The sequence below is a fragment of the Muricoccus roseus genome, from assembly GCF_900141905.1.
Lineage (GTDB): Bacteria > Pseudomonadota > Alphaproteobacteria > Acetobacterales > Acetobacteraceae > Roseomonas > Roseomonas rosea.
The window spans coordinates 131,178-156,469 of the sequence record NZ_FQZF01000008.1 but is presented as its reverse complement, the minus strand read 5'-3'; the positions used below and the strand labels follow the sequence as shown (position 1 = coordinate 156,469).

The 25,292-nt window shown below is 71.0% G+C and carries 26 protein-coding genes, 1 tRNA gene and 1 pseudogene; 23 read left to right on the top strand and 5 right to left on the bottom strand.

The features are described 5' to 3' along the window. Positions 1-82: 82 nt before the first annotated feature. Both folD and BUB97_RS08645 read right to left on the bottom strand, forming a co-directional pair. Positions 83-919 (bottom strand): annotated as a pseudogene (gene folD / locus BUB97_RS08650) (bifunctional methylenetetrahydrofolate dehydrogenase/methenyltetrahydrofolate cyclohydrolase FolD); the annotation flags it as partial. A gap of 13 nt (positions 920-932) precedes the next feature. After that, positions 933-1,235 (bottom strand): YggT family protein, encoded by a 303-nt coding sequence (locus BUB97_RS08645; protein WP_073133660.1) that lies wholly within the window; start codon positions 1,233-1,235, stop codon positions 933-935. 198 nt (positions 1,236-1,433) lie between these two features. On the opposite strand from BUB97_RS08645, the gene BUB97_RS08640 reads away from it, so the two are divergent. Continuing rightward, a tRNA-Ala gene (locus BUB97_RS08640) sits at positions 1,434-1,509 on the top strand. 77 nt (positions 1,510-1,586) lie between these two features. Here BUB97_RS08640 and BUB97_RS08635 read toward each other — a convergent pair. Continuing rightward, positions 1,587-1,814 carry a hypothetical protein gene (locus BUB97_RS08635; RefSeq protein WP_073133657.1) on the bottom strand — a complete coding sequence of 76 codons (228 nt, stop codon included), beginning with the start codon at positions 1,812-1,814 and terminating at the stop codon, positions 1,587-1,589. 536 nt (positions 1,815-2,350) lie between these two features. Between BUB97_RS08635 and BUB97_RS08630 the strand changes: the two genes are divergently transcribed. The 20 genes from BUB97_RS08630 to BUB97_RS08535 all read left to right on the top strand — a co-directional run bounded on the left by BUB97_RS08630 (position 2,351) and on the right by BUB97_RS08535 (position 21,717). Next, the gene (locus BUB97_RS08630) at positions 2,351-2,605 is read left to right on the top strand and encodes a GlsB/YeaQ/YmgE family stress response membrane protein (RefSeq protein ID WP_073133655.1); all 255 of its coding nucleotides are present in this window, start codon (positions 2,351-2,353) and stop codon (positions 2,603-2,605) included. A 272-nt stretch (positions 2,606-2,877) separates the two neighbouring features. Next, positions 2,878-3,696 carry a hypothetical protein gene (locus BUB97_RS08625; protein ID WP_139281314.1) on the top strand — a complete coding sequence of 273 codons (819 nt, stop codon included), beginning with the start codon at positions 2,878-2,880 and terminating at the stop codon, positions 3,694-3,696. A gap of 59 nt (positions 3,697-3,755) precedes the next feature. Then, positions 3,756-4,352, top strand: a complete 597-nt coding sequence (locus BUB97_RS08620; RefSeq protein WP_073133649.1) for an HdeD family acid-resistance protein — start codon at positions 3,756-3,758, stop codon at positions 4,350-4,352. An 86-nt stretch (positions 4,353-4,438) separates the two neighbouring features. After that, entirely contained in the window at positions 4,439-4,732 is a 294-nt protein-coding gene (locus BUB97_RS08615) for a YciI family protein (protein WP_073133647.1), read from the top strand. Then, the gene (locus BUB97_RS08610) at positions 4,729-5,139 is read left to right on the top strand and encodes an EVE domain-containing protein (RefSeq protein WP_073133645.1); all 411 of its coding nucleotides are present in this window, start codon (positions 4,729-4,731) and stop codon (positions 5,137-5,139) included. The genes BUB97_RS08615 and BUB97_RS08610 overlap by 4 nt, the downstream gene beginning before the upstream one ends. Further along, complete coding sequence (locus BUB97_RS08605; protein ID WP_073133643.1) at positions 5,136-5,480, top strand: Rieske (2Fe-2S) protein; 345 nt, start codon at positions 5,136-5,138, stop codon at positions 5,478-5,480. The genes BUB97_RS08610 and BUB97_RS08605 overlap by 4 nt, the downstream gene beginning before the upstream one ends. Positions 5,481-5,662: 182 nt before the next feature. Further along, complete coding sequence (locus tag BUB97_RS08600; protein WP_073133641.1) at positions 5,663-5,980, top strand: hypothetical protein; 318 nt, start codon at positions 5,663-5,665, stop codon at positions 5,978-5,980. Positions 5,981-6,164: 184 nt separating this feature from the next. Beyond that, on the top strand, positions 6,165-8,102 hold the full coding sequence (acs, locus tag BUB97_RS08595) for an acetate--CoA ligase (RefSeq protein ID WP_073133639.1): 1,938 nt from the start codon (positions 6,165-6,167) through the stop codon (positions 8,100-8,102). Between the two features lie 51 nt (positions 8,103-8,153). Further along, positions 8,154-8,894 (top strand): isochorismatase family protein, encoded by a 741-nt coding sequence (locus BUB97_RS08590; RefSeq protein WP_073133636.1) that lies wholly within the window; start codon positions 8,154-8,156, stop codon positions 8,892-8,894. A gap of 154 nt (positions 8,895-9,048) precedes the next feature. Next, on the top strand, positions 9,049-11,625 hold the full coding sequence (locus BUB97_RS08585) for a bifunctional diguanylate cyclase/phosphodiesterase (protein WP_139281313.1): 2,577 nt from the start codon (positions 9,049-9,051) through the stop codon (positions 11,623-11,625). A gap of 80 nt (positions 11,626-11,705) precedes the next feature. After that, positions 11,706-12,902 carry an MFS transporter gene (locus BUB97_RS08580; RefSeq protein ID WP_073133634.1) on the top strand — a complete coding sequence of 399 codons (1,197 nt, stop codon included), beginning with the start codon at positions 11,706-11,708 and terminating at the stop codon, positions 12,900-12,902. A 72-nt stretch (positions 12,903-12,974) separates the two neighbouring features. Then, a complete protein-coding gene (locus tag BUB97_RS08575) occupies positions 12,975-14,138 on the top strand; it encodes a DegT/DnrJ/EryC1/StrS family aminotransferase (protein WP_073133632.1) in 1,164 nt (387 codons plus the stop codon). Next, the gene (locus BUB97_RS08570; RefSeq protein ID WP_073133630.1) at positions 14,138-15,175 is read left to right on the top strand and encodes a DmpA family aminopeptidase; all 1,038 of its coding nucleotides are present in this window, start codon (positions 14,138-14,140) and stop codon (positions 15,173-15,175) included. Before BUB97_RS08575 ends, BUB97_RS08570 begins: the two co-directional genes overlap by 1 nt. A 35-nt stretch (positions 15,176-15,210) precedes the next feature. Continuing rightward, the gene (phnC, locus tag BUB97_RS08565; RefSeq protein WP_073133628.1) at positions 15,211-16,011 is read left to right on the top strand and encodes a phosphonate ABC transporter ATP-binding protein; all 801 of its coding nucleotides are present in this window, start codon (positions 15,211-15,213) and stop codon (positions 16,009-16,011) included. 11 nt (positions 16,012-16,022) lie between these two features. Beyond that, on the top strand, positions 16,023-17,009 hold the full coding sequence (phnD, locus tag BUB97_RS08560) for a phosphate/phosphite/phosphonate ABC transporter substrate-binding protein (protein WP_073133625.1): 987 nt from the start codon (positions 16,023-16,025) through the stop codon (positions 17,007-17,009). 2 nt (positions 17,010-17,011) lie between these two features. Then, the gene (gene phnD / locus BUB97_RS08555) at positions 17,012-17,986 is read left to right on the top strand and encodes a phosphate/phosphite/phosphonate ABC transporter substrate-binding protein (protein ID WP_073133622.1); all 975 of its coding nucleotides are present in this window, start codon (positions 17,012-17,014) and stop codon (positions 17,984-17,986) included. Further along, positions 17,983-18,870, top strand: coding sequence for a phosphonate ABC transporter, permease protein PhnE (phnE, locus tag BUB97_RS08550; protein ID WP_073133620.1), 888 nt, complete (start codon positions 17,983-17,985; stop codon positions 18,868-18,870). The genes phnD (BUB97_RS08555) and phnE (BUB97_RS08550) overlap by 4 nt, the downstream gene beginning before the upstream one ends. Beyond that, positions 18,867-19,733, top strand: coding sequence for a phosphonate ABC transporter, permease protein PhnE (gene phnE, locus BUB97_RS08545; RefSeq protein WP_073133618.1), 867 nt, complete (start codon positions 18,867-18,869; stop codon positions 19,731-19,733). The genes phnE (BUB97_RS08550) and phnE (BUB97_RS08545) overlap by 4 nt, the downstream gene beginning before the upstream one ends. After that, the gene (locus tag BUB97_RS08540; protein WP_073133616.1) at positions 19,734-20,243 is read left to right on the top strand and encodes a GNAT family N-acetyltransferase; all 510 of its coding nucleotides are present in this window, start codon (positions 19,734-19,736) and stop codon (positions 20,241-20,243) included. It abuts the gene before it with no gap. A gap of 235 nt (positions 20,244-20,478) precedes the next feature. After that, positions 20,479-21,717 (top strand): TCR/Tet family MFS transporter, encoded by a 1,239-nt coding sequence (locus tag BUB97_RS08535; protein WP_073133614.1) that lies wholly within the window; start codon positions 20,479-20,481, stop codon positions 21,715-21,717. 134 nt (positions 21,718-21,851) lie between these two features. Here the strand turns inward: BUB97_RS08535 and BUB97_RS08530 are convergent, their stop codons facing one another. Further along, positions 21,852-22,358, bottom strand: a complete 507-nt coding sequence (locus BUB97_RS08530; protein WP_073133612.1) for a GcrA family cell cycle regulator — start codon at positions 22,356-22,358, stop codon at positions 21,852-21,854. 165 nt (positions 22,359-22,523) lie between these two features. Then, entirely contained in the window at positions 22,524-23,489 is a 966-nt protein-coding gene (locus BUB97_RS08525; protein ID WP_073133763.1) for an acetamidase/formamidase family protein, read from the bottom strand. A 136-nt stretch (positions 23,490-23,625) separates the two neighbouring features. On the opposite strand from BUB97_RS08525, the gene BUB97_RS08520 reads away from it, so the two are divergent. Beyond that, entirely contained in the window at positions 23,626-24,609 is a 984-nt protein-coding gene (locus tag BUB97_RS08520; RefSeq protein ID WP_073133610.1) for a tripartite tricarboxylate transporter substrate-binding protein, read from the top strand. 4 nt (positions 24,610-24,613) lie between these two features. After that, a complete protein-coding gene (locus tag BUB97_RS08515) occupies positions 24,614-25,288 on the top strand; it encodes an RraA family protein (RefSeq protein WP_073133608.1) in 675 nt (224 codons plus the stop codon). Positions 25,289-25,292: the final 4 nt, after the last annotated feature.

The window sequence follows — 25,292 nt, the reverse complement described above, 5'->3', positions numbered from 1 at the left end:
GGCCCGGCCCGTGACCGTAGGACTGCTCCGGGGTCGCCTGCACCTCGGCCACGCCGCCATTCGGCTGCAGCTCGTCCTTGCCGCGGCGGGCCAGGGCGGCTTCCAGCGTGTTCTCCAGCAGGCAGGCGATCGTCATCGGGCCGACGCCGCCGGGCACGGGGGTGATCCATCCCGCGCGCTCCCGCGCCGCGCCGAACTCCACGTCGCCGGTCAGCTTGCCGTCCGGCAGGCGGTTGATGCCGACATCCACCACCACGGCGCCCGGGGCGACCCAGTCGCCCTTCACCATGCCGGCGCGGCCCACCGCGGCCACCAGAATCTCCGCCCGGCGGCACTCCTCCGCGATGTCGCGGGAGCGGGAGTGCAGCATGGTCACGGTCGCATCGGCGGCCAGCAGCAGCGCGGCCATGGGCCGCCCGACGATGGCGCTGCGCCCCAGCACCACGGCGCGGGCGCCGGAGAGCTTCACCCCGGCCTCGGCCAGCAGGTGCATCACGCCCTTGGGCGTGCAGGGCACCAGCCCGGGCAGGCCCGCTGCGAGGCGCCCGGCATTCACTGGGTGGAAGCCGTCCACATCCTTGGCGGGGTCCACCGCCTCCAGCACCTTCTGCGGGTCGATATGCTTCGGCAGGGGGAGCTGGACGAGGATGCCGTCCACCGCCGGATCGGCGTTCAGCCGCCGGACTACCGCCAGCAGCTCCGACTCGGCCACGGTCTCCGGCAGGAGGATGGTCTCGCTGTCATAGCCCGCCTCCTTCGCCGCCCTGTCCTTGGAGCGGACATAGACGACGCTGGCCGGGTCATCCCCCACCCGCACGACGCGCAGGCCCGGGCGGAAGGAGAGGGTGGCGATGCGTTCGGCGAGCCCCGCGCGCAACCGGGCGCCGATCGCCTTTCCGTCGAGGAGCCGGGCCATCATCCCAGGCCGCCCCTCAAGCCGCGAGCCGCCAGAGGGCGGGAAAGACGGTGACGTTGAGGAAGATCCGCAGCGCCTGGAGCAGCAGGATCAGCACCAGCGGGGAGAGGTCCACCCCGCCCAGGTCGGGCAGGAAGCGCCGGATCGGCCGCAGCATCGGCTCCGTGATCTTCCAGAGGAAGTCGCCGATGGACCAGACCAGCCGGTTCCGCGTGTCCAGCACGTTGAAGGCGGTGAGCAGGCTGAACACCGCCGCGATGATCAGCACCCAGACATAGAGGCCGATCACCTGATCGATCAGCCAGAAGATCGCCGTCATCGCTGCCCCCGCACCTGTCTCTCGCCCTGATGGCGTCCCATGGCTTCCCCATGGGCGCGGGCTGTGTATGGCCCGCGCCCGGGGTCCGTCCAGCACGTCCCGCCCGGCCCGATTGCATCGAGGTGCTTGACGCGGGACGGAGGGCGGGGAATAAGCCGCCCGCGCGCCGGTCCCCAAACCTGCGCGGACGATGGTTAAGGGGCTGTAGCTCAGTTGGGAGAGCGCGTCGTTCGCAATGACGAGGCCAGGGGTTCGATTCCCCTCAGCTCCACCATCCCCTCTCCAGATCTCCAAGCATCCAGGACGCGCTGCGAAGCGCGGCAGTCCTGACGCGCGCCCCTCCGGTCGGATTCAGCCCGGTGGCCGCTCGAGCTCCGGAAAGCCCATGCGGCGGACGGCACGCCGCAGCCGGTCCACCCGGGCCCGCATCATCCCCTCCGCGATCGCATCGGCATAGGAACGGGACACCGCCTCGTAGGAGGGGTCCTCCACCTCCTGGGCCACGGCAAGCGGGCTGCGCTCGGCGCAGCCGGCGAGGAGGGCCGCGGCAAGCAGCGCCGGGGCGGCGAAATGGCGCATCGGGCGGGCCCTTCCATTCTGGCTGGCGCTGGCGGGGAACACAGCATTCCCGGCGCCGGCCGGGAAGTCACCTTCCCGCCGCCTGGCCCCTGGCGCTCAGCGCCACACGGTCGGGGCGGCCGCTTCCTCGGATCGGGGAGGCGTCTCGGGCCGCTGGGTCGTGGCCGTAGCCTGGCCGCCGCCGCGCCGCCCCTCGGCGCTCCGCCGCGTGGGGGGACGCCGGTAGGCCCGCGAGGAACGTTCCCGGCTGGCGCAGCCGGTGAGGGCGATCAACCCGAATGCAAGAAAAGACCGGCGCATCGCCACCTCCGTCGCGCGCCGCAACGCCCGGTTTTCCCCGGGGGTTGCGTGGGCGGCGGCCGGCCCGGACGTTTGTTGCTTCCGGCGTGGCCCTATCGACACGCCTTCCCGCCGCGGCGCGGTTCCACCCGGCATCGGGCGGCTTTGTCGCAGTGCCCGGCCGATTTGCAACGGTATGAAACCCGCATGCCCGGCTTGACGCTCCGATGGGCACAACCAACTGGAGCGCCCCGTCCATGGGTATCATCGTGACCATCATCATCGGCCTGCTGGCCGGTGCCGTCGCCAAGCTGCTCATGCCGGGCCGTGACCCCGGCGGCTTCATCATCACCACCGTCCTCGGCATCATCGGCGCCCTCGTCGCCACCTATCTCGGCCAGGCGGTTGGCTGGTACCGGGCCGGCGAAGGCGCGGGCTTCATCGGCGCCGTGGTCGGCGCGATCATCGTGCTGGTGATCTACCGCATGGTCGTCGGCCGCCGGACGGTCTGATTCAGGGCCGGGCGGCGTCCCCTGATACGCCGCCGTCCGGTTCTCACGTTCGGTTCTCCGAAACTTTTGCGCTGCACAATCGTCTACTCTCAATCGGCGGTGGTGGACCCGGAGGCGGGTTCGGCAAGCCCGTCCCCATGGGGGTCACGCCCCTTACGACGCGGCCACCGTCCTTCCTCTCCGCCCTTCCAAGCCCCTGCCGGTCCGCGATAAGCGGGGTCTGGTAGACATACTCGCGGCCGCACTGCCGCGATGCAGGGCGGAGCAGGACATTGTCATCGGCTGGTGAGACCAAACCCGCGAAGCCGCCGGTTCCCGACACCGCGGAACTGCTGGCCGAAATCCGTAGCCTGCGCGCGTTGCTCCGGGTCCAATCGCACAAGACCCTCCTGATGCACCGGGCACTGGCCGCCCACGGCATCCTCGGCCCGACCGAAATGGATTCACCGACGGCCGAAGCCGCGGCGGAAGTGCTGCACCGGACCGGATCCTCCGATGCCATCCTCGCCTTCGGCTCGAAGGGCCAGGGCATCTTCTCGCCCCGGCCGGAAATGGCCGGGACGCTTGAGACGCTGGACGTGGACTGCCTTTTCTACCGCGACTTCCTGCAGGCCTGGTGGTGCCGGGGCCTGCTGGGGCTAAGCCACGACATTCCCTCCACGGCCGAGTACCTGCGCCGCCGGGTGGCGGCGCTGGGCTATCGCCGCATTACTACCACCGGCATTTCCATGTGCGCCTATGCCGCCATTCTGTTTGGAGTGTTGATCGGCGCCGGACGCATCGTCGCCTTCGGCCCGCAGACTCGCGTTGGGCGTTCCAGCTTCGACCGCTTCGACGGCACGGACCCGCAGGCCGTGAAGTTCGACTTCCGCTCGAAATACGCGGACCTCGCGCAGATTCTGGACGAGGTGCCCTATGAAGGCCGGATCGAGATCCATTTCAGCCGGCACAGCGGGTTCGACGAGGCGCATGCGAAGCACCTCGCCCGCTTCCCTCAGGTTTCCCTTCATCCCGTCGACAGCGAGGAGCACAATGCCGCGGCCGTGCTGAAGGAGCAGGGGCGGCTGGCCGGTTTGTTCCGTTTCGACTGAGCCGCAACCTTCCGCCCCCGCCGCCGCTCCACGGACACAACCGGAGGAGGTTCCCCGCCATGTCCGCTACCACCCTGCCGACCCATGCCGACGGGCGCTTCCGCGTGATCCGTGCCCTGGCAAGCGGCTGGTGGCTGCTGCTGCTGCGCGGGATCGTCTCCATTCTCTTTGGCATTTTCGCCTTCATGGCGCCCGGGCTGGGGCTCGCTGTCATCCTGGGCGTGCTGGCGGCCTGGCTGGCGCTGGATGGCGCCTTTACCCTCTGGCAGGCGGTCACGGGCCGCCCTGCCATGCTTGGCGCCGCCCGGCCCGGCACGGGCTGGCTCTGGTTGGACGGCCTGCTCTCGCTCCTGGCGGCGGTGCTGCTGCTGGTGATGCCGGTCGCCTCCGCGCTCGCCCTGGTCCTGCTGGTCGCGGCCTGGTCCGTGGCCACGGGCATCTTCCGTATCGTCCTCGCCTGGCGCAGCGGCAGCTGGCTGCTGGGGCTCTGGGGTGTGATCGGCGTGCTGGTCGGCCTTTGGCTGGCCATCGCCCCTGGCGCGGGGCTGCTGGCGCTGATCTGGGTGGTGGCCATCCAGGCGGTGGCGGGGGGCATCCTGCTGATCAGCCTCGCGCTCCGCCTGCGCCGCGTGCATCACGACCCGACGCCGGGCTGAGCCGCTCCCCGGTTGCGCGAGCCCTGGCGTGGCGCTTCGATGCGCGCCGCGCCGGCCCATGATTCGCCGGGCCAAAGGGGGACCGGGTGCTTTTCGCCATCGTCAGCTATGACAAGCCGGACGCGCTGGAGCGCCGTCTCTCTGCCCGGCCGAGGCATCTCGTCTGGCTCGATGCCGCCGGTCCCTCCCTCCGCTATGTCGGCCCGCTGCTGGATGAGGAAGGCAAGCAGCGCGGCAGCATCGTCGTGACCGAGCAGCCCGATCTCGAGACGGCCAGGGCCTTCGCCAAGGCCGATCCCTTCTGGGAGGCGGATGTCTTCGCGACCCAGACGGTCCACGCCTTCCGCGAGATCTTCCGCGACGGCGCCCGCGTCGCATGACCGCCTACTGGCTGGTGAAGAGCGAGCCGGACGCCTTCTCCTGGGACCAGCAGGTGAAGAACGGCGTCGAGCCCTGGACGGGGGTTCGCAACGCCCAGGCCGCGAAGAACCTGCGCGAGATGAAGAAGGGCGACCTGTCCTTCTTCTATCACTCGAATGAGGGCCGGGAGGTGGTCGGCATTGTCGAGGTGGTGCGCGAGGCCTATCCCGACCCTACCGACGGGACGGGGCGCTGGTGCTGCGTGGACATGCGCGCGGTGAAGCCCGTGCCCCGGCCCGTGACGCTCGCCGCGATGAAGGCGGAGCCGCGGCTGGAAGGCCTGGCGCTCATCCGCCAGTCCCGCCTGTCCGTCGTGCCGGTCTCGCCCGAGCATTGGGCGGTCATCTCCTCCATGGCGGGGCTTTGACGCCGGCCCGCCGCCTCTGCCGGCTGGACGACATCCCGGACGGAGAGGCGCGCGGCTTTCCGCCCGCGCCCGGCGGCTATGGGCTGGTCGCCGTGCGGCGCGGCGAGGCGGCCCATGTCTATGTGAATTCCTGCCCGCATATCGGCATCCCGCTGGAAAGCCTGCCCGACCGCTTCCTGGATGGGGTGCGTCGCCATCTCGTCTGCACGGCCCATGGTGCCCGCTTCCGGGTGGAGGACGGGTTCTGCGTCTCGGGCCCGTGTGCCGGGGATGCGCTGGAGGGGGTGGAGGCCTGGATCGAGGATGGGGCGGTGATGGTGCCGGGGGATGCGGGGCTCTAGCACCGGTGTCGCGGGAGGATGGGGTGGCCGGACCGGTCCGTGCCTCCTCACCGGCTTGTCACTCGCGGCAACGCGCCGCCACCGGCCTGCCGCATTCCGGTCGCGACCACGCCCCCATCCCGGCGTTCTATCGCTGTGTGAAAGGGCCCTCCCGGCCCACCGCGAAGAGAGAGGACGCCACCATGCGGGGATCCCTCGCCAAACTTGGTTCCTGGGGCCGGAAGGCCCTCATCCTCGGCGCGCTGGTCGGGGCGCCTGTCCTGGCCCTCGCGCCGGCGGCCGAGGCCCAGCCGGCCGTCACCATCACGGTGGGGCAGCCGGCGCAGCTGGTGCCCGTGCAGTGGGGGCCGCCCCCGCGGCCGCGCCCCTATTACGGGCCCCGCCATTACCACCGGCCGCCCCCGCCGCACTGGCGCCGCCACTACGCCTATCGGGGCTATCCGCCGCCGCCGCCGCGCTACTACCGCCGGCACCACCGGCCGCACTACTACTACCGCTGATGCGCCGGACGGGGGCGGGATCGCCCCCGTCCTTCGTGCCGCCCGGCCGCCATCTCAGCCCTGCGACAGGGAGGGGAGCAAAATTGTGGCCCGGCCGGGCCGATGCGCCTCCCCGGCCTTGACGCCTCCGGGCCAGCGGCGACGATGCGGCCAGAGAAGGGCCCAGCCCCGGAGGACGCCGCCGATGACCGACCACACCGTGATTGCCGTGAAGCCCGAGATCGCCGCCGGCAGCCATGCCGATGCCGAGCGGCGCGAGGCCATGGTGGCCGAGGCCAAGCGTGACCCGGATGGCTTCTGGAAGGGCGAGATGAACCGCCTCGCCTGGATGCGGGCGCCGACCAGGATCAAGAACACGAGCTTCGAGGGCGACGTCTCCATCAAGTGGTTCGAGGACGGCGTCCTCAACCTCACCGAATCCTGCCTGGACCGGCATGTGGAGGGCGGGCGCGGCGACCAGGTGGCGATCATCTGGGAAGGCGACGACCCCAAGAGCGATTCCCACGTCACCTATCGCCAGCTGCTGGAGCGCGTCTGCCGCCTGGCGAACGCTCTGAAGCATCTCGGCGTGCGCCGCGGCGACCGGGTGACGATCTACCTGCCGATGATCGTCGAATCCGCGGTCGCCATGCTGGCCTGCGCGCGCATCGGCGCGGTGCATTCCGTCGTGTTCGGCGGCTTCTCGCCGGACAGCCTGGCCAGCCGCATCCAGGACTGCGAGAGCACCCTCCTCATCACCGCCGATGAGGGCCGCCGCGGCGGCCGCACCGTGCCGCTGAAGGCGAATGCGGACGAGGCGCTGAAGTCCTGCCCGACGGTCAGGAACGTCATCGTCACCAGGAACACGGGCGGCAAGGTCGCGATGCAGGATGGGCGCGACCATGACTGGACGGCGCTCTGCGACGCGCAATCCGCCGAATGCCCGGCCGAGCCGATGGGCGCGGAGGATCCGCTCTTCATCCTCTACACCTCCGGCTCTACAGGGAAGCCGAAGGGCGTGCTGCACACCACGGGCGGCTACGGCGTCTGGTCCGCCTTCACGCATGAGCTGGTCTTCGACTACCGCCCGGGCGAGGTCTACTGGTGCACCGCCGATGTGGGCTGGGTGACGGGCCACACCTATATCGTCTACGGCCCGCTCGCGAACGGCGCGACGACGCTGATGTTCGAGGGCGTGCCGAACTGGCCGGATTCCAGCCGCTTCTGGCAGGTGATCGACAAGCACAAGGTCAACATCTTCTACACCGCGCCCACCGCCATCCGCGCGCTGATGCGCGAGGGCGAGGCGCCCGTGCGGAAGGCCTCCCGCCAGTCGCTGCGCATCCTCGGCTCGGTCGGAGAGCCGATCAACCCGGAAGCCTGGCTCTGGTACTACCGCGTGGTGGGGGAGGAGCGGTGCCCGATCGTGGACACCTGGTGGCAGACCGAGACGGGCGGCATCCTCATCTCTCCGCTGCCCGGCGCGGTGGCCCAGAAGCCCGGCTCCGCGACGCTGCCGCTGCCCGGCGTGTTCCCGGCGCTGGTGGACAATGACGGCAACACGCTGGAGGGCGCGACCGAGGGCAACCTCGTCATCACCGACAGCTGGCCCGGCCAGATGCGCACGGTCTTCCGTGACCACGAGCGCTTCATCCAGACCTACTTCTCCACCTTCCCCGGCAAGTACTTCACCGGCGACGGCGCGCGGCGGGACGAGGATGGCTACTGGTGGATCACGGGCCGCGTGGACGACGTGCTGAACGTCTCCGGCCATCGCATGGGCACGGCGGAGATCGAGAGCGCGCTGGTGGCCCACCCGAAGGTGGCCGAGGCCGCCGTCGTCGGCATGCCGCATGAGATCAAGGGCCAGGGCATCTACGCCTATGTCACCCTGAAGCTCGATGAGGAGCCGAGCGAGGAGCTGCGCAAGGAGCTGGTCGCCTGGGTGCGCAAGGAGATCGGCCCGATCGCCAGCCCCGATGCCATCCAGTGGGCGCCGGGCCTGCCCAAGACCCGCTCGGGCAAGATCATGCGCCGCATCCTGCGCAAGATCGCGGCGAACGAGACCGACAGCCTCGGCGACACCTCGACCCTCGCGGATCCGACGGTGGTGCAGGACCTGATCGGCAACCGGGTGGGTTGAGGGAAGAGCAAGGCGGGCGGCCACGGCATCCGCCTTGCATTCCATCGTGACATGACCGACCGCGCTCCGCAGACCCTTCCCCGCGTCCCCGGCGACCTGTTGCTCGCCGCCGATCCCGAGCCCTTTCCCCTGCTGCCCGCCCGCACCGCGCTGATCGTGGTGGACATGCAGAATGCCTATGCCTCGGAGAAGGGCTATCTCGACAAGGCGGGCTTCGATTTATCGGGCACGCAATCCGTCATCGCCAAGGTCACGCAGGCGGTGGCGGCCGCCCGGATGCTCGGCATCACCATCGTCTGGTTCCAGAACGGCTGGGATGCCGAGGGGATCGAGGCGGGCGGAGCGGGATCGCCCAATTACTGGAAGTCCAACGCGCTGCGGCTGATGCGCGAGCAGCCCGAGTTGGGGGGCACCCTGCTGTCCAAGGGCAGCTGGGACTATGCGCTGGTGCCCCAGATGCAGCGCGCCCCGGGCGATATCCTCATCCAGAAGCCACGCTATGGCGGCTTCAGCGGCACGCAGATGGAGATGATGCTGCGGGCCCGCGGCATCCGCGACATCCTGTTCTGCGGCGTCGCCACCAATGTCTGCGTGGAGAGCACGCTGCGGGAGGCCTTCCACCGGGAGTTCTGGCCCGTGCTGATCGAGGATGCGTGCTGGCAGGGCGGCCCTCGCTTCGTGCATGAGGCCACCGTGTTCAACGTCCGCACCTTCTTCGGCTGGGTGGCCAAGACGGAGGCGCTGACCGCCCTGGCCGGGGCCATGCCCTCAGGCCGAGGCAGCGCTGCTTAACGGCCGATTCACGAACCCTCTCTAGCCTCTTCCGATCCGGAAGCCCCGGTCGGATGAGGAGCCGCGTGTGAAGCCTCCGGTGCAAGCGATCGCGCCGCCACTGGATTCACGGCCCGGCTTCCGCCCTTCCGGTTTCTTGGGCCGGCTCTCCGGCGTGAGGCTGGACCTCGCCCTCGTCGGCCTGATCCTGCTGATGATCTGGTCCTTCGTCGGGCTGCGCCTGGTGGAGGAACGGGCCGACCTCGAACAGGGGGCCGTGCAGGCGGGCGCGAACATCGCCGGGGCGGCCGAGCAGGGAATCGCCCGGACCATCGAGGCGATGGACCAGCGCCTGCGCTTCGTTCGGGATGCCTATCGCCGGGACCCGGAAGGGTTCTCGCTGGACTTCCTCTCCCATGACAGCGGCTACAACGACAGCGTGGTCATGCAGGTCGCGCTGATCGGGGCCGATGGGCGGCTGACCCAAACCAATCTGGGGCCCACGGACGGCACGCTGGATCTCTCGGACCGGCCGCATTTCCGCATCCATCTCACCCGGTCGGATGACCTTCTCTACATCAGCGCGCCGGTGCTGGGCCGCGTCTCCGGGCGCTGGTCCGTGCAGTTCACGCGCAAGCTCTACGGGCCGGACGGCCATTTCGCCGGCGTCGTGGTCTGCTCCCTCGATCCCTACTGGCTGACCCAATTCCACGAGTTGCTGGATATCAGCGGCAACATGCTCCTGCTGGGGGAGGATGGCATCGTGCGCGCGGCGGCCCCGAACGTGGCCATGCTCGGGCGCGACCTGTCCGGCACCCCGCTGGGCCGGGCCATCGCCGAGGATGCCGGCAGCCTCAGGATGGCGGCGGCCGAGCAGACGCCCGAGCAGATCGTCAGCTTCCGCCGAATGCGGAACTACCCGCTCACCGTGGCGGTGGGGATGGACCTGGCGCCGATCCTGGCCGCCTATCACCAGTCCTTCCTCGTCACCGTCTCGGTCGGGGCATGGCTGACGCTTCTCGTCCTTCTCGCGGGGGCGCTGCTGATCCGGCACAAGCGGCGGCTGATCGCCTCGCGCGAATTGCTGTGGCACGCGATCGAGAATCTCGACCAGGGGCTCGTCATGGTCGATCCGGCCGGCCGCATCTCGCTGCGGAACAGCCGCTACCTCGCCCTGCTGGACCTGCCGCCGGGGCTGGCGGAGCCGGGCGCGGACTATGCGGCCCTCGTGGAGTGGCAGGCGGCGCGCGGCGAGTTCGGCCCGGTCGCCGCGCGGATGAGCGTGCCGGAGCTGCTCACGGCCTTCACCCGCACGGAAGTGCCTGGCCTCCGCTTCAAGGAGCGTATCCGCCCGGACGGGACGGCGCTGGAGATCCGCATGCGCCTCCTCGCCGATGGCGGGATGGTGTCCACCTTCACCGACATCACGGAGCGGCGCCGGGCGGAGGCGGAGATCCATCACCTCGCGCATCATGATGGCCTGACGGACCTCGCGAACCGGGTGCTGCTGGAGGAGCGCCTGGGCCAGGCGCTCGCCCTGGCGGAGCGGGGCGGCGGCGCGGTCGCGGTGCACTGCGTCGATCTCGACCGGTTCAAGCTGGTGAACGACGTGCTGGGCCATAGTGCCGGGGACCGGCTGCTGCAGGAAACCGCCCGGCGCCTGCGCGCCGTGGCCCGGGCCTCCGACATCGTGGCGCGGGTCGATGGCGACGAGTTCGTGCTGGTGCAGACCGCCGTGTCGCAACCCGCGGATGCGGAAGCCCTGGCGGAGCGGATCATGACGGAGCTGGCGCTTCCCCATGACCTGGACGGTCATGCCGTGAGCCTGGAGGCGAGCATCGGCATCGCCATCCATCCGCATGACGGCACCACGGCGGAATCCTTGCTGAAGAACGCCGACACGGCGCTGCACCGCGCCAAGGCTTCGGGCCGGGGCTTCATCTGCTTCTTCGAGTCGGAAATGGGGGCCCGCCTGCGGGAGCGGAGCCAGCTCGAGCGGGACCTGCGCCTGGCCCTGGCCGAGGGCGGAATCGCCCTGCATTTCCAGCCACTGCATGCCTGCGCCACGCGGGAGGTGACGGCCTATGAGGCCCTCCTGCGCTGGCATCACCCTGTGCGCGGTCCGGTCTCCCCCGCCGAATTCATCCCCGTTGCGGAGGAAACCGGCCTCATCCTTCCCCTGGCCCGCTGGGTGCTGGAGGAGGCCTGTGCGGCCGCCGCGGCCTGGGAACGCCCCTGCACCGTGGCGGTGAACCTCTCCCCCGTGCAGTTCCGGCGGGGGAACCTGCCTGCCCTGGTGGCCGAGGTTCTCGCCTCTACGGGCCTGCCCGCGCACCGGCTGGAGCTGGAGGTGACGGAGGGCCTGCTGATCGAGGATGCGGAGGGGGCTCTGGAGATCATGCGGGCGCTGAAGGCCCAGGGCGTGCGGCTGGCCCTGGACGATTTCGGCACCGGCTATTCAAGCCTGAGCTACCTGCGCCGCTTTCCTTTCGACAAGCTGAAGATCGACAAGTCCTTCACCCAGGCCATCGGCGCGGATCCGGGGGCTCAGGTGATCGTGGAGGCGATCCTGGCCATGGGGCAGAGCCTGAAACTCCGCGTGACCGCGGAGGGGGTGGAGACGGAGGAGCAGCTCGATTTCCTGCGGCGCCAGGGTTGCGACGAGGTGCAGGGCTTCCTCCTCGGGCGGCCCGTGCCCGCCGGGCAGATCCCGGGGCGGGCGGTGGTGACCGCCGGCATGCCGGCCGGCTGAGGCCTTCGCCGGGCGCCGCATTCCCGCCCCGCGCCGGCAGGGCTGGTTTCTCCCTGCCCGGCACCGCACGATGAAGCGGCATGTCCGCCCCATCTGACGAAACGGCCCGCACCCGCCGGCTCATCACCCTCTATGGCCTGACGGCCTTCACCACCTCGCTGGCCTCGCGCAGCCTCGACCCCATCCTGCCGGAAATCGCTCGGGACTTCGCGGTGGCGACGGACCAAGTGGCGCTGCTCGCCTCCGCCTTCGCGCTGCCCTACGCGCTGGTGCAGCCCTTCCTGGGGCCGGTGGGCGATGCGCTGGGCAAGCGGCGCATCATCGCGCTCGCCACCCTCCTCACCGGCCTGGCCCTGGTGGCCTGCGCCCTCACGCCCGGGCTGGGCCTGCTTTTCGCCTTCCGCGCCCTGGCCGGGGCGGCGGCCGGGGGCATCTACCCCCTGGTCATCGCCACCTTCGGGGACCGGGTGCCGCAATCCGGGCGGCAGGTGGCGCTCAGCCGGCTGCTCGCCTTTTCCACCGCCGGGCAGATCGCGGGCGGGGTGGTCTCAGGGCTGGTGCATGGCTTCGTGGACTGGCGCGGCATTATCGCCGGCGGGGCGGTGGCGGTGCTGGCCATGGGCCTTGTCCTCTGGCGCGACCTGCGGCGGGAGCCGGACCCGCCGCCCGGCCGGCTCGATGCCGGCTCGGCCGCGCGCCGGTATCGCGAGATCATCCGCCTGCCCGCCGCCCGCCGTCTCTATGCCTCGGTGGCGACGGAGGGGCTCTTCGTCTTCGGCATGTTTCCCTATCTGGCGGCCCTGATCGCGGGCTGGGGCCTGGGCGGGGCGGCGCAGGCGGGCTTCGCCATCGGGGCTTTCGGGGCCTCAGGCATCGCCTATACCTTCCTGGCCGGGCCCATGCTGTCCCGGCTGGGCCTGCCCGCCATGCAGCGCCTGGCCGGGGTGGTGGTGGCGCTGGGCTTCCTGGCCATCGCCTCGGCGGCCTGGGGGCTGCCGCTGGGCGTGCTGCCCGTGGTGGTGGGGATGTTCGCCATCGGCCTTGGCTATTTCACCATGCACAACTCCCTCCAGATGCGGGTGACCGAGATCGCGCCCCGGGCGCGGGGCTCGGCGGTGGCCCTGCACGCCTTCTCCTTCTTCGTGGGCCAATCCCTCGGGCCGCTCCTCTTCGGCACGCTGCTGGCGGGGCTGGGCGCGGTGCCGGCGCTGCTGGTCAGCGGGGCGGCGATGCTGGGGTTGGGGCTGGGGCTCTCCCGGGTGATGCGGGCCCGCTGAGGCGGGGCGCGTAACCATCCGACACGATCCTTGATTTCGACGGCTCGGCCGCTTTGCGCTAAGGGGCGCGCCATGCCGCAAGACACCGCTGCCCTCCCTCCCATCGGCCTCTTCGATGTCCGCGCCCAGCAGGCGCTGATCCGGCCCGAGATCGACCGACGCATCGCCGCCGTGCTCGATTCCGGCCGCTTCGTGCAGGGGCCCGAGGTGGAGGAGCTGGAGAAGGCCCTCGCCGATTTCGCGGGCGTCGGCCATTGCGTCGGCGTTTCCTCGGGCACGGATGCGCTGCAGATCGCGATGATGGCCGAGGGGATCGGGCGCGGGGATGCCGTCTTCCTGCCCGCCTTCACCTACACCGCCACCGCCGAGGTGCCGCTGGTGCTGGGCGCCACGCCCGTTTTCGTGGATGTCGACCCGACGACCTTCAACATCGACATCGCCGACCTGCGCCGCCGCATCGCCCTGGTGAAGGCCGAGGGCCGGCTGCGCCCCCGCGCCGTGGTGGGCGTGGACCTGTTCGGCCTGCCCGCCGATTGGCCCGCCATCGAGGCGATCTGCGCGGAGGAGGACATGTTCGCCCTCGACGATGCGGCCCAGGCCTTCGGCGGCGCGCTGCGCGGCCGGCGGCTGGGCGGGTGGGGCGCCGCCGCCGCGCTGTCCTTCTACCCCACCAAGACGCTGGGCTGTTACGGCGATGGCGGCGCGCTGCTGACGAACGATGCCGAGAAGGCGGATCTCTACCGCTCGCTCCGCACCCATGGCGAAGGCAAGACCCGCTACGAGGTGATGCGCACCGGCATGAACGGCCGGCTGGACACGATCCAGGCCGCCATCCTGCTCTGCAAGCTGCCCTTGATGGAGAACGAACTGGCCGCCCGAGCCCACGTGGCCGCGGGCTATGACGCCGCCCTGGCCGGGAAGGTGCAGATCCCCGCGAAGCCCGAGGGCGCGGAGAGCGCCTACGGCCTCTACTCCATCCTGCTGGCGGATGAGGGGCAGCGGACGCGCGTGCAGGAGGCCTGCAAGGCCCGCGGCGTGCCGACGGCGGTCTATTACCCGCTGCCCCTGCACCACCAGCCCGCCTATCGCGAGGCCCATGCCGCCGCCATCGGCCAGGCGCCGCCCCTGCCGGTGAGCGAGAGCCTGTGCAAGCGCATCCTGGCCCTGCCCATGCACCCCTATCTCGATGACGCGCAGGTGGCGCGGGTGACGGAAGCGGTGATCGCCGGCCTCTGATGCGGGCGCGGGACCTCGGCCTGGCCTGGGGCGAGCTGCCGCCGGGCGCGCGCAATGCCATCACCGACGTGCCCGGCATCCGCGTCGGGCACCGCACGCGGGTCGAGGGCGCGGCGATCCGCACCGGCGTCACCGCCATCCTGCCCCATGGCGGCAACATCTTCCGCGAGAAGCTGCCGGCGGCCATCCATGTGGTGAACGGCTTCGGCAAGAGCGCCGGGCTGATGCAGGTGGAGGAGCTGGGCGAGATCGAGACGCCCATCCTCCTCACCAACACCTTCGGCGTGCCTGCCTGCGCCGAGGCGATCATCCGCCACGCCATCGCCGGGGAGCCGCGCATCGGCCGCGAGACCTCCACGGTCAATCCCGTGGTGATGGAGTGCAATGACGGCCATCTGAACGACATCCAGGCCCTCGCGGTGACGCGGGAGGATGCGGAGGCCGCCATCGCCGCCGCCGGCGAGGCGATGGAATCCGGCGCGGTCGGCGCCGGCACGGGCATGAGCTGCTACGGGCTGAAGGGTGGCATCGGCACCGCCTCCCGCCGGCTCTCCATCGATGGCGAGACCTTCCATCTCGGCGCCCTCGTCCTCGCCAATTTCGGGCGCCCGGGCGATCTCCGCCTGCCCGATGGGCGGCGCATCGATCCGCGCGCCGATCGGGGCCTTGGGGCGCCGCCGGAACGCGGATCGGTGATCGTGGTGCTGGCCACGGATGTGCCGGTGGAGGGGCGCCAGCTTCGCCGCGTGGCTGCCCGGGCCGGCGCGGGCATCGCCTGGACTGGCTCTTTCTGGGGGCATGGCAGCGGCGACATCGCCCTGGCCTTCGGAACCGCCCATCGCCTGCCGCATGAGCCCGAGGCCGCCTTCCTCCCCCCGCGTCGCGCCCTGTCGGAAAGCCGCATCGACCTCCTGTTCCGCGCCGCCGCCGAGGCGACGGCCGAGGCGGTGATGGACGCGCTGGCCGCGGCCGGGCCGATGGAGGGCTTCGCCGGCCACCGCCGCGGCGCCTTGCGGGACCTGCTCTCCGCCCCGTAACGCCCTATACTGCCCCGGCAAAGACAGGGCCCCGGATGCTCGAGCTTGAAAACCTCACCCGCCGGTTCGGCGACGGCCAGGGCCGCGCCGCGGTGGATGGCGTCACCCTGTCGATCCCTCAGGGGCAGATGGTCGGCATCATCGGCCGTTCCGGCGCGGGCAAGTCCACCCTGCTGCGCATGGTCAACCGCCTGACCGAGCCGACATCGGGCCGCATCCTCCATGACGGCACCGATGTCACGGCCCTGCGCGGCAAGGCACTGCGGGCCTGGCGCACGCGCTGCGCCATGATCTTCCAGCAGTTCAACCTGATCCAGCGCCTGGACGTGCTGACCAATGTGCTGGTCGGGCGTCTGAACCACCGCCCCGGCCCGCTCGCCACGCTGAACTCCCTGTTCCTCCGCTTCTCTCCGGAGGAGCGCGCCATGGCGTTGGACGCGCTGGACCGCTTCGACCTCGCGGAGCAGGCGCTGCAGCGCGCGGACACCCTCTCCGGCGGGCAGCAGCAGCGCGTGGCGATCGCGCGCGCGATGCTGCAGGAACCCCGCCTGCTGCTGGCGGACGAGCCCATCGCCTCGCTCGACCCGCGCAACGCGCGGGTGGTCATGGAAGCGCTGCGCGACGTGAACCGGCGGGACGGGCTGACGGTGCTGGTGAACCTGCATCACCTCGACACGGCGCGACGCTATTGCGGCCGCATCGTCGCCATGCAGGCCGGGCGCGTGGTGTTCGACGGCCCACCCGAGGCCCTGACGGCCGATCGGGTGGAATCCATCTATGGCGTGCCGGAGGAAGCGCTGGAGGCTGAGGCGCCCCAGGCCCCGGCCGCTGCCTAAGGGGAACGCCCATGCCCAGCCGCCGCACCCTCATCGCCGTCCTGGCCGCCGGCGCGGCCCCGCTGCCTGCCTTCGCGCAGCCGCAGCCGCGCCGCAGCGTCGATCCGGGCGTGACCTTCCCCGAGCCTGGCCGGCGGGGCTGGGCCGATGCCATCCCCGTGCTCCGCATCGGCATCTCCGGCGGGGAGAACGAGACGGACCGCCTGGCCCGCAACGAGCCCTACCGGCGATTGCTGGAGGAGACCTTCGGGCTCCCCGTCCGCCTCTATCCCGCCGCCGACTTCGCGGGTGTCGGCCAGGCCTTCGCCGCCGGGCGGATCGAAATGGCGCAGATGGGCGCCGCGAATTACGCCGGCACCTGGATCGACACGAAAGGCGGCATCGAGGCGCTGGTCGCGGCCGAGGGCGATGACGGCTCACTCGGCTATGTGGCCGTGATGGTGGTGCGCGCGGATTCCGGCATCGCCGATCTCCAGGGCATGCGCGGCAAGTCACTCGCCTGGGCCGATCCCGCCTCCACCTCCGGCTATTTCGCCCCCCGCGCGGCGCTGCGGGCGGCAGGAATCGAGCCCTCCACCTATTTCTCCCGCACGGGTTTCGCGGGCGGGCATGAGCAGGCCGTCGTCGCCGTGCTGCACCGGCAATATGACGCCGGCTGCACCTGGGCCTCGGGGCAGGGGGATCCGGCGGCGGGCTTCTCGCGCGGGGCGCTGCGCGTGATGGTGGACAAGGGCATGCTCGACATGCGCGACCTGCGCGTGATCTGGAGGAGCGACCCCATTCCCGCCGGCCCGATCGCCTGCCGTGCCGATCTGCCGGAGGGCTTCAAGGAGGACATGCGCCGCTTCTTCCTGGCGCTGCCCAACACGCATCGCGCGATCTATGAAGGCATCGAGCGGGGCGGGGGCACCGGCTTCCGCACCGTCACCCATGCCGACTACGCCCTGGTGGTGCGGCTGCGCGAAGAGGAGGCGGCCGAGCGCCGCCGGAGGCGTTGACCATGCTGACCCGCCGGAATGCCCTCGCGCTGCCCCTGGCCTTCGCGGCCGGCCCGGCCCTGGCGCAGCGCCGCAGCGCCGATCCGGGCCTCGCCTTTCCCGCGCCGGGGCGCCGTACCTGGGCGGCGCAGGTGCCGCAGATCCGCATCGGCCTGATCGGCGGCGAGAACGAGGCCGACCGCCTCGGCCGCTACGAGGGGTACCGCAAGCTGTTGGAGGAGAGTTTCGGCGTGCCCGTGCGCCTCTTCCCCGCCAGCGACTATGCCGGGGTGGTGCAGGCCTTCGCCGCGGGGCAGCTCGACCTCGCCGCCGTCAGCCCCGCGGTCTATGCCGCCGCCTGGGTGGAGACAAATGGCGGGGTGGAGCCGCTTCTGGTGGCGGAGCAGGAGGATGGCTCCATCTCCTATGTCGGCGTGATGGTGGCGCGGGCGGATTCCGGCATTGCGGACCTTCAGGCCATGCGCGGCAAGTCGCTCGCCTGGCCCGATCCGAACTCCGCCTCGGGCTACCTCATCCCGCGCTTCGCCCTGCGGCGGGCGGGGATCGACCCCAACAGCTATTTCTCCCGCACGGGCTTCGCCGGCGGGCATGAGCAGGCGGTGGTGGCGGTGCTGCAACGGCAATACGACGCCGCCTTCACCTGGGCCTCCGGCCAGGGCGACCCGGCCGCCGGCTATTCCCGCGGCAATCTCCACACCATGGTGGAGAAGGGGATGGTCGCCATGCGCGACCTCCGGATCGTCTGGCAGACGGAGCCGGTGATCTATGGCCCTCTGATGGCCCGCCGCGCGCTGCCCGACGCCTTCAAGGAGGAGATCCGCCTTTTCCACCTCACGCTTCCCCGCGCGCACCCGGACATCTACCGCGCCATCGAGCGCGGCGGCGGCACGGGCTATCGGGAGGTGAGCCACGATGCCTTCCAGCTGCTGATCGACATGCGGCGCGAGGAGGCGGCGGAGCGCCGGAGGCGGAACTGAGCCTCGCCCTGTCCCCCGCCGCGGCGCGCGGCGAGGCGACTTTCCAGGAGGCCCGCCGCGCCAGGCGCGCGCGGCTGCTGCTCGGCCTCGCCCTCTTCCTCGCGGCCCTGCTCGCCAGCGCCTGGATGAGCGAGTTCCACCCCGCCACCCTGGCCGCCGGCCTGCCGCGCGCGGGGGATTACTTCCTGCGCCTCTTGCCCGATCTCCGCTGGGCCACGCTGTTCGGCGGATGGGAGACGGAGGGCAGCATCGCCTTCTGGTTCTACCGGTTGGACAAATGGGCGCTGCTGCTGCTCGAGACGGCGAACATGGCCGCGTTGGCGACGCTGGGCGGAGGCCTGGTGGCGCTGCTGCTCTCCTTCCTCGCGGCGCGCAACACCGCGCCCGGCGCCTGGTCCTACCGCCTTGCCCGGCGTGGGCTGGAGGCGATGCGGACGGTGCCGGAGATCGTCTACGCGCTCATCCTCGTCTGGGCCTTCGGCGTGGGGCCGCTGGCCGGCATCCTCGCCATCGCCCTGCACACCACGGGCGCGCTGGGCAAGCTCTTCGCCGAGGCGATCGAGAACGCCGATATGGGACCGTGGGATGGGGTGCGTGCGGCGGGCGGAAGCTGGGCCCAGGCCTGCCGCTTCGCCATGCTGCCGCAGGTGGCGCCCAACATGATCAGCTATCTGCTGCTGCGCTTCGAGATCAATGTGCGTGGCGCGAGCGTCATCGGCTTCGTGGGCGCGGGGGGGATCGGGCAGGAGCTCTACCTCGTCATCTCGCAGAACTACTACGAGGAGATCTCGGCCATCATCCTGCTGATCGTGCTGGTGGTGGCGATGATCGATCTTCTCTCGGAGGCGCTGCGCCGCCGGGTCAGCGGGGAGGGCCGCGCATGAGCGTGACGCATGCCGCTCCGCGCGCGGGCGCGGCGGATGTCGCCCGGTGGAAGGCGCGGCTGCCGCGCGCCTTCGGCCCATCGCCCCGCCAGCGTGGCTGGCGCCTCGCGGGCGCTGCCGTGTTCCTGGCCTGGCTGGCCTGGGCGCTCTGGCTCTTCGACATCACGCCCCAGCGGCTGTGGAACGGGCTGTCGGGCCTGTTCACCATCATCCGGCTGATGATCCCGCCCTCCCCGGGCGAGTTGTGGGGGGACATCCTGAAGGGCATCGCCGAAAGCGTGGCCATGGCCTTTCTCGGCACGGTGCTGGCGGCGGTCGTCGCCATTCCGCTCGGCTTCCTTGGCGCGCGCAACATCGTCACCTCCACCCTGCTACGCTTCTCGCTGCGCCGCGTCTTCGACGGGCTGCGCGGGGTGGACCAGCTCATCTGGGCGCTGGCCTTCGTGCGCGCCGTCGGGCTCGGGCCGCTGGCCGGGGTGCTCGCGCTCTTCGTCTCCGACCTCGCCACCCTCTCCAAGCTCTATGCGGAGGCCATCGAGAATGCGGAGCGCCGGCAGGCCGAGGGCGTGGTGGCGGCGGGCGGGTCGCGCCTGATGGCCGTGCGCTTCGGCATCCTGCCGCAGGTGCTGCCGGTGATGCTGGCCCAGGCCCTCTATTTTTTCGAGAGCAACACGCGCTCCGCTTCCATCCTCGGCGTGGTCGGCGCGGGCGGGATCGGGCTGCAGATCGCCGAGCGCATCAAGGTGCGCCACTGGGATGAAGTGGCCTTCATCATCATCCTGATGGTGATCACCGTTGCCCTGATCGATTGGATCGGGGGGAAGTTGCGGCGGCGCCTGATCGGCGGTCGGGAGATGCGCTGAATGCAGAGAGGACCCGAAGCCTCGTTCGAAATCGGGCCGGCCCGCGGCGCGGCGGATCTGGCGGCCGTGGCGCAGCTCTTCCGCGACTATGCCGCCTCGCTCGGCATCGATCTCGGCTTCCAGGGTTTCGAGGCGGAGCTGGCCGGGCTGCCTGGCCGCTACGCGCCGCCCGGCGGTGCCTTGCTGCTCGCGCGGGGAGAGGCGGGCGATCCGCTGGGTTGCGTGGCGCTCCGCCAGATCGGCGGGGAGGGGGCCTGCGAGATGAAGCGCCTCTATGTCGCGCCCACCGCGCGCGGCCTCGGCCTGGGGCGGGCGCTGGTGGAGGCCATCCTGGCGGAAGCCGCGCGCCTGGGCCATGCCGAGATGCGGCTGGACAGCCTGCCCTCCATGACCGGCGCGATCGCGCTGTACCGGAGCATGGGCTTCACGCCGATCGCGCCCTATTACGCGACGCCCATCGCCGGCACGATGTTCCTGGCGCGCCGCATCGCCGAGGATCCGGCGGGCTGAGCGTTTCCGACGGCGGAAACACGAAATCCGGATCTCGTTGACTCCCCGCCTCCGCCCCGACTATCACGCGCGCCCTGCACGGCGCCCTTCGCCCTGCAAGACGGAGATATCCATGTCGGAGACCGCGGTCTTCCTCTGACCGGCCCGCTTCGGGTGAGGCCGGTCCCCGCACCCGCCACCCGTGCGTCACTCTCCCGCATGCCGGCCTGTCACAAGGCCGCAGGATCATCACGACATGCCGTCCTCTCCCTTCGCCGGCCATAAGGCCGCGATCGCCTTCATTCTCGTCTCCGCGGTGCTCGACATCATCGCGATGGGGATCGTCATCCCCGTCCTGCCGAAGCTCATCGAGGAGTTCGCCGGCTCCAACGCCCGCGCGGGCGTGATCAACGGCATTTTCGTCGCGCTCTGGGCGGGGATGCAGTTCATCGCCTCGCCCATCATCGGCTCGCTCTCCGACCGGTTCGGGCGGCGCCCCGTCCTGCTGCTCTCGGCCATCGGGCTCGGGGCCGACTATGCGCTGATGGCGGTGGCGCCGAACCTGTGGTGGCTCGCCCTCGGGCGTATCCTCGCCGGCATCACCTCGGCCAGCTTCACCACGGTCTACGCGTATATGGCCGACATCACCGCACCGGAGCATCGCGCCAAGGCCTATGGGCTGATCGGCGCCGCCTTTTCCGGCGGCTTCGTCGCGGGGCCGCTGCTGGGCGGGCTGATGGGCGAGATCTCGCCCCGCGCGCCCTTCTGGCTCGCCGGCGCGCTGAGCGTGCTCGCCTTCCTCTATGGCTGGCTGGTGCTGCCGGAATCCCTGCCGAAGGACCGGCGCATGGCCTTCTCCTGGAAGCGCGCCAATCCTTTCGGGGCCTTCCGCCTGCTGGGGCGGGACCGGGAGCTGGCGACGCTGGCGGGCGTGAACTTCCTGCTGCACTTCGCGCACCACGTCTTCTCGGCCGTCTTCGTGCTCTATGCCGGGCAGCGCTACGGATGGTCGGCCTGGGAGGTGGGTGTGCAGCTCTCCTTCGTGGGCGCGCTGGATGCCGGGGTGCAGGGATGGCTCGTCAGCCGCGTGACCCGGCGCCTGGGCGACCGGCGCACCATGGTCATCGGCCTGCTCGGCGGCGCGGCGGGCATTGCGGCGATGGGCCTTGCTCCCACAGGCTGGTTCTTCGTCGCGGCGATGTTCCCCAACGCGCTCTGGGGCCTGGCGATGCCGACGCTGCAGGCGCTGATGACGCGCCGCGTGTCGGAGCGCGAGCAGGGGCAGCTTCAGGGCGCGACAATGAGCGTGTCCAGCATCGCCGGCGTCGCCTCGCCGGTCTTCTTCGGCGCGGTCTATGCGCTCTCGGTCGGGGAGGGGGCGGTGATCCCCTTCATCGGCACCGCCTTCCTCATCGCCGCGGTGGTGCTGGCGGCGGGCGCCGTCCTGGGCGCGGCACCGCTTGGCCGCCCGTCGGTGCTGCCGCCCGGCGAATAGGAACTGGGCGAATAGGAACTGGGCGAATAGGAACTGGGCGAATAGGAAAAGGCCGGAGCGCGACGCTCCCCCTGGGCGTCACGCTCCGGCCATTTGGCCAGATCCCTTGCCGAAGCCCTTGGGGCCCGGCTGGATCAGGCCGCGTCCTCGCGCCGGTCGCGCGCCTTCACATAGGCGATCGAGGCGTGCTCGAGGCAGTAGGGCTTCCCGGCGAAGGCCTCGGCCGAGCAGAAGCGGAATTCCGGCGTGCCGGGCTCGCCGATCGGCCAGCAGCAGCTGCGCGCGGAGCTGCGCTGGAACGGGCGCACCACCGCCGGCGGCGGCGCGGCGCGCATCGCCGGGGCGGGAGCCGCCGCGCGCGGCGCGGGTGCCACGACGGGCGGCGCCGCGGGGCGCACCATGGGCGTGGTCACCGCCGGAGCGGCGACGGCCGCGGCTGCGGCGGGACGCGGTGCGGCGGCTGCCGCCGCGGCGGCCTGTTCGCGCTGGATGGGGCTCGGGCGCGCGGGCAGGTGCAGGCGATGCGCCTTGCCCACCACGGCGTTCTTCGAGATGCCCATGCGCCGGCCGATCTCGGCGGTGGAGTGTCCCTCCGCCCAGAGCGCCCTCAACTGTTCGATCGCTTCCGCTGACCAGTCCATCGCGCCACCCCCGTCAACGTCGATACAAGATACGGTAGGTCAGACGGTTGCTCCCCCACAAGATGCGGCGCACGAAAACTTGTGGACGGATATGTGGGCGAGTCTGTGGACAGGATTCGCGCTACGCGTCGGATCAGCCGCTTGATGCCCCGACTTCACACGGCGTCAGAAGAGAAGTCCCTTTCTCAACATCCCGTGCACGCCCTTCTCCCCGTTCACCGTCTGCGTGACGCGGAAGTCCACCGCGAGGGAGCAGAACTGATAGGCGTCGGCGGGCGAGAGATTCGTGCGGGAGGCGATGAAGGCGATCATCTCGCGCAACGCCTGCTTCATGGCGAGGTCCAGGTCCTCGTTCATGCCCATGGTGATGAAATGCGTGGGCGTTTCGGCGCGCGGAAAGCGGAGGACCGGGTCGTGCCTGCCGCCGCCCTTTTCCACATGCAGGCCGAAGGTGCCGGTGAGGCAGGTTTCCAGCGCGTTGATGCAGACCTCGCCGTCGCCCTGCACGCCATGCCCGTCCCCGGCCGAGAAGCGCGCGCCCGCCACATGCACGGGCAGCCAGAGCGTGGTGCCCTCCACCAGCTCCTTGTTGTCGAGGTTGCCGCCATGGGCGCGCGGCTCCTTGGTGGAGATGCGGCCCCATTCCTCCGGCGGCGCCACGCCCATCACGCCGAAGAAGGGCGCGAGATCCAGCCGGATGCCGCCGCCCATCGGCAGCACGCAGGTCTTCGCCGCCCGATCCACGGGGATGTGCAGCATGCGGCGGAAGGGGAAGTCCTCCGGCAGCGTGCCCATCAGCGGGCGGAAGCCGCAGAAGCCCCAATCTGCGCCGAGCTCGATCCGCTCGATCTCCACGCGCAGCGCGTCGCCCGGCTCGGCGCCGCGCACCTCCACCGGGCCGGTGATGATATGGCCCGACGCGCCCGCCGTATTGGCGGCGGCTATGTCGCGCAGCGCCTGCGGCACCGTCATTCCGCTCTCCTCGCCCGGCACCGCGTCGCCCAGGCCGGAGACGCATTGCAGGGTCACGCGCTCGCCCGACTCGATGCTCGCCACGGGCGGGAAGCTGGCGTCGAACACGCCGATGCGCGTCGTCTGCGGGCTGGCGGCCACGAAATGCGGTGCGGTCATGAAGCGGTCTCCGGGGCAGCGCGCAATGTGGCGCGGCCGGGCCGCGCTGGCGAGACGCCGCGCGCCGATCATGACACCTTGGCAATATGCCTTTCCTGGCGTCTCCTGCCGTCAACCAATGATGAGGAAACGTCCCATGGCTGAGCGACACGGCTTCGGCCGGCGCGCCGCGCTGTCCCTGCTGGCCGCGCCTGCCCTGCCACGCGGCGCGGCCGCCCAATCCTGGCCCTCCGGGCCGATCCGCGTGGTCGTGCCCGTGCCGCCGGGGGGCTCCATCGACGCGGTGGCGCGGCTCGGCGCGCCCGCGCTCTCCGCCGAGCTGGGGGTTCCCATACTGGTGGAGAACCGCGGGGGCGGGGCGGGCAGCATCGGCACGGGCGCCGTGGCCAAGGCGGCGCCGGACGGCAACACCTGGCTCATCACCTTCGACTGGCACCCGATGATGAACGCGCTGGTCCCGAACCTCAGCTTCGAGGCGCGCACGGATTTCACCCCGGCCTTTCTCGTCGGCAGCGCGCCCTATGTGCTGGTGGCGCGGCCCGACTCACCCTTCCGCAACCTGGCCGAGGTGATCGCGGCGGCACGGGCCCGGCCCGATACGGTCACCTTCGCGTCCACCGGCAGCGGCACGCTCGGCCATCTGGTGATGGTGCTGCTGGCCGCCCGCGCCGGGGTGCGGATGGTGCATGTGGCCTATCGTGGCGGCGGCCCGGCGATGACCGACATTCTCGGCGGGCGCGTGGACCTCATGATCGGCAGCGCCGCCCTCATGGCCCCCGCCATCGCCGATGGCCGGCTGCGCGCCATCACCCAGACCGGGGCCGAGCGCATCCCTGCCCTGCCATCCCTGCCCACGGCGGCGGAGGATGGCTATCCCGACGTGGTCGCCAGCGCGTGGTGGGGCTATTTCGGCCCCGCCGGCGTGCCCGCGCCCATCGTCTCGCGCTTCGCCGCCGCGCTGCGCGCCGCCTATTCCACCGACCGTGCCCGCGCGACCATGACCGAGACGCAGCAGGCGCGGCTGATCCTCGGCGATGCCGCCGCCCTCACCCAGCTCGTCGAGCGCGAGGCCGATCTCTGGTCCCGCGTGATCCGCGAACATGACATCAAGGCCGACTGAGAAGATGGACAGCTTTCCCCGACTGGCGCCCGAACTCGTGGCCGCCTTTCGCAGCCTTCCCACCTCCGCCATATCCGATGCCCTGGACCGCCAGGGGATCGAGGGCGCGGTGGAGGGGCTGCGCCCGATGCTGGCCGGGCACCGCATGGCCGGCCAGGCCATCACCCTCGCCTATCTCCCGGTCGGCACCCGTCGCGGCACGATGGGGGATTTCCTTCACCTCGCCGGGCCGGGGGATGTGCTCGCCCTCGATATGCGCGGGCGCACGGACTGCACGGCCTGGGGCGCCATCCTCACCGAGGCGGCGCATCGCGCGGGGTTGTCCGGCACGGTGATCGATGGCGCCAACCGCGACATTGGCGAGAGCCGCGCAGTGGGCTACCCCATCTGGTCGCGCGCGCATTTCATGCGCACCGGCAAGGACCGCTGGCAGCTGGAGGCGGCGAATGTGCCGATCGCCCTGGGCGGCATCCGGGTGGAAGCGGGCGACCTGATCTGCGCCGATGATGCGGGCGTCGTCGTCGTCCCGCGCGAGGCCGCGATGCGCACGCTGGAGATCGTGCGCGAGATCGGCGCGAAGGAGACGCTGATCCAGGATGCCGTCCGCTCCGGGACGGAACTCGCCGAGGCCCGGGCGACCCATGGCTATTTCGGGCTGCAGGGGCGGGAGGGGCGCTGAGCGC

Excerpts from the sequence above, each read along its gene's own strand:
- BUB97_RS08645 (WP_073133660.1), bottom strand. The coding sequence starts at position 1,235 with ATGACGGCGATCTTCTGGCTGATCGATCAGGTGATCGGCCTCTATGTC.
- BUB97_RS08635 (WP_073133657.1), bottom strand. The coding sequence starts at position 1,814 with ATGCGCCATTTCGCCGCCCCGGCGCTGCTTGCCGCGGCCCTCCTCGCC.
- BUB97_RS08630 (WP_073133655.1), top strand. The coding sequence starts at position 2,351 with ATGGGTATCATCGTGACCATCATCATCGGCCTGCTGGCCGGTGCCGTC.
- BUB97_RS08620 (WP_073133649.1), top strand. The coding sequence starts at position 3,756 with ATGTCCGCTACCACCCTGCCGACCCATGCCGACGGGCGCTTCCGCGTG.
- BUB97_RS08610 (WP_073133645.1), top strand. The coding sequence starts at position 4,729 with ATGACCGCCTACTGGCTGGTGAAGAGCGAGCCGGACGCCTTCTCCTGG.
- BUB97_RS08600 (WP_073133641.1), top strand. The coding sequence starts at position 5,663 with ATGCGGGGATCCCTCGCCAAACTTGGTTCCTGGGGCCGGAAGGCCCTC.
- acs (WP_073133639.1), top strand. The coding sequence starts at position 6,165 with ATGACCGACCACACCGTGATTGCCGTGAAGCCCGAGATCGCCGCCGGC.
- BUB97_RS08590 (WP_073133636.1), top strand. The coding sequence starts at position 8,154 with ATGACCGACCGCGCTCCGCAGACCCTTCCCCGCGTCCCCGGCGACCTG.
- BUB97_RS08580 (WP_073133634.1), top strand. The coding sequence starts at position 11,706 with ATGTCCGCCCCATCTGACGAAACGGCCCGCACCCGCCGGCTCATCACC.
- BUB97_RS08575 (WP_073133632.1), top strand. The coding sequence starts at position 12,975 with ATGCCGCAAGACACCGCTGCCCTCCCTCCCATCGGCCTCTTCGATGTC.
- BUB97_RS08570 (WP_073133630.1), top strand. The coding sequence starts at position 14,138 with ATGCGGGCGCGGGACCTCGGCCTGGCCTGGGGCGAGCTGCCGCCGGGC.
- phnC (WP_073133628.1), top strand. The coding sequence starts at position 15,211 with ATGCTCGAGCTTGAAAACCTCACCCGCCGGTTCGGCGACGGCCAGGGC.
- phnD (WP_073133625.1), top strand. The coding sequence starts at position 16,023 with ATGCCCAGCCGCCGCACCCTCATCGCCGTCCTGGCCGCCGGCGCGGCC.
- phnD (WP_073133622.1), top strand. The coding sequence starts at position 17,012 with ATGCTGACCCGCCGGAATGCCCTCGCGCTGCCCCTGGCCTTCGCGGCC.
- phnE (WP_073133618.1), top strand. The coding sequence starts at position 18,867 with ATGAGCGTGACGCATGCCGCTCCGCGCGCGGGCGCGGCGGATGTCGCC.
- BUB97_RS08540 (WP_073133616.1), top strand. The coding sequence starts at position 19,734 with ATGCAGAGAGGACCCGAAGCCTCGTTCGAAATCGGGCCGGCCCGCGGC.
- BUB97_RS08535 (WP_073133614.1), top strand. The coding sequence starts at position 20,479 with ATGCCGTCCTCTCCCTTCGCCGGCCATAAGGCCGCGATCGCCTTCATT.
- BUB97_RS08530 (WP_073133612.1), bottom strand. The coding sequence starts at position 22,358 with ATGGACTGGTCAGCGGAAGCGATCGAACAGTTGAGGGCGCTCTGGGCG.
- BUB97_RS08525 (WP_073133763.1), bottom strand. The coding sequence starts at position 23,489 with ATGACCGCACCGCATTTCGTGGCCGCCAGCCCGCAGACGACGCGCATC.
- BUB97_RS08520 (WP_073133610.1), top strand. The coding sequence starts at position 23,626 with ATGGCTGAGCGACACGGCTTCGGCCGGCGCGCCGCGCTGTCCCTGCTG.
- BUB97_RS08515 (WP_073133608.1), top strand. The coding sequence starts at position 24,614 with ATGGACAGCTTTCCCCGACTGGCGCCCGAACTCGTGGCCGCCTTTCGC.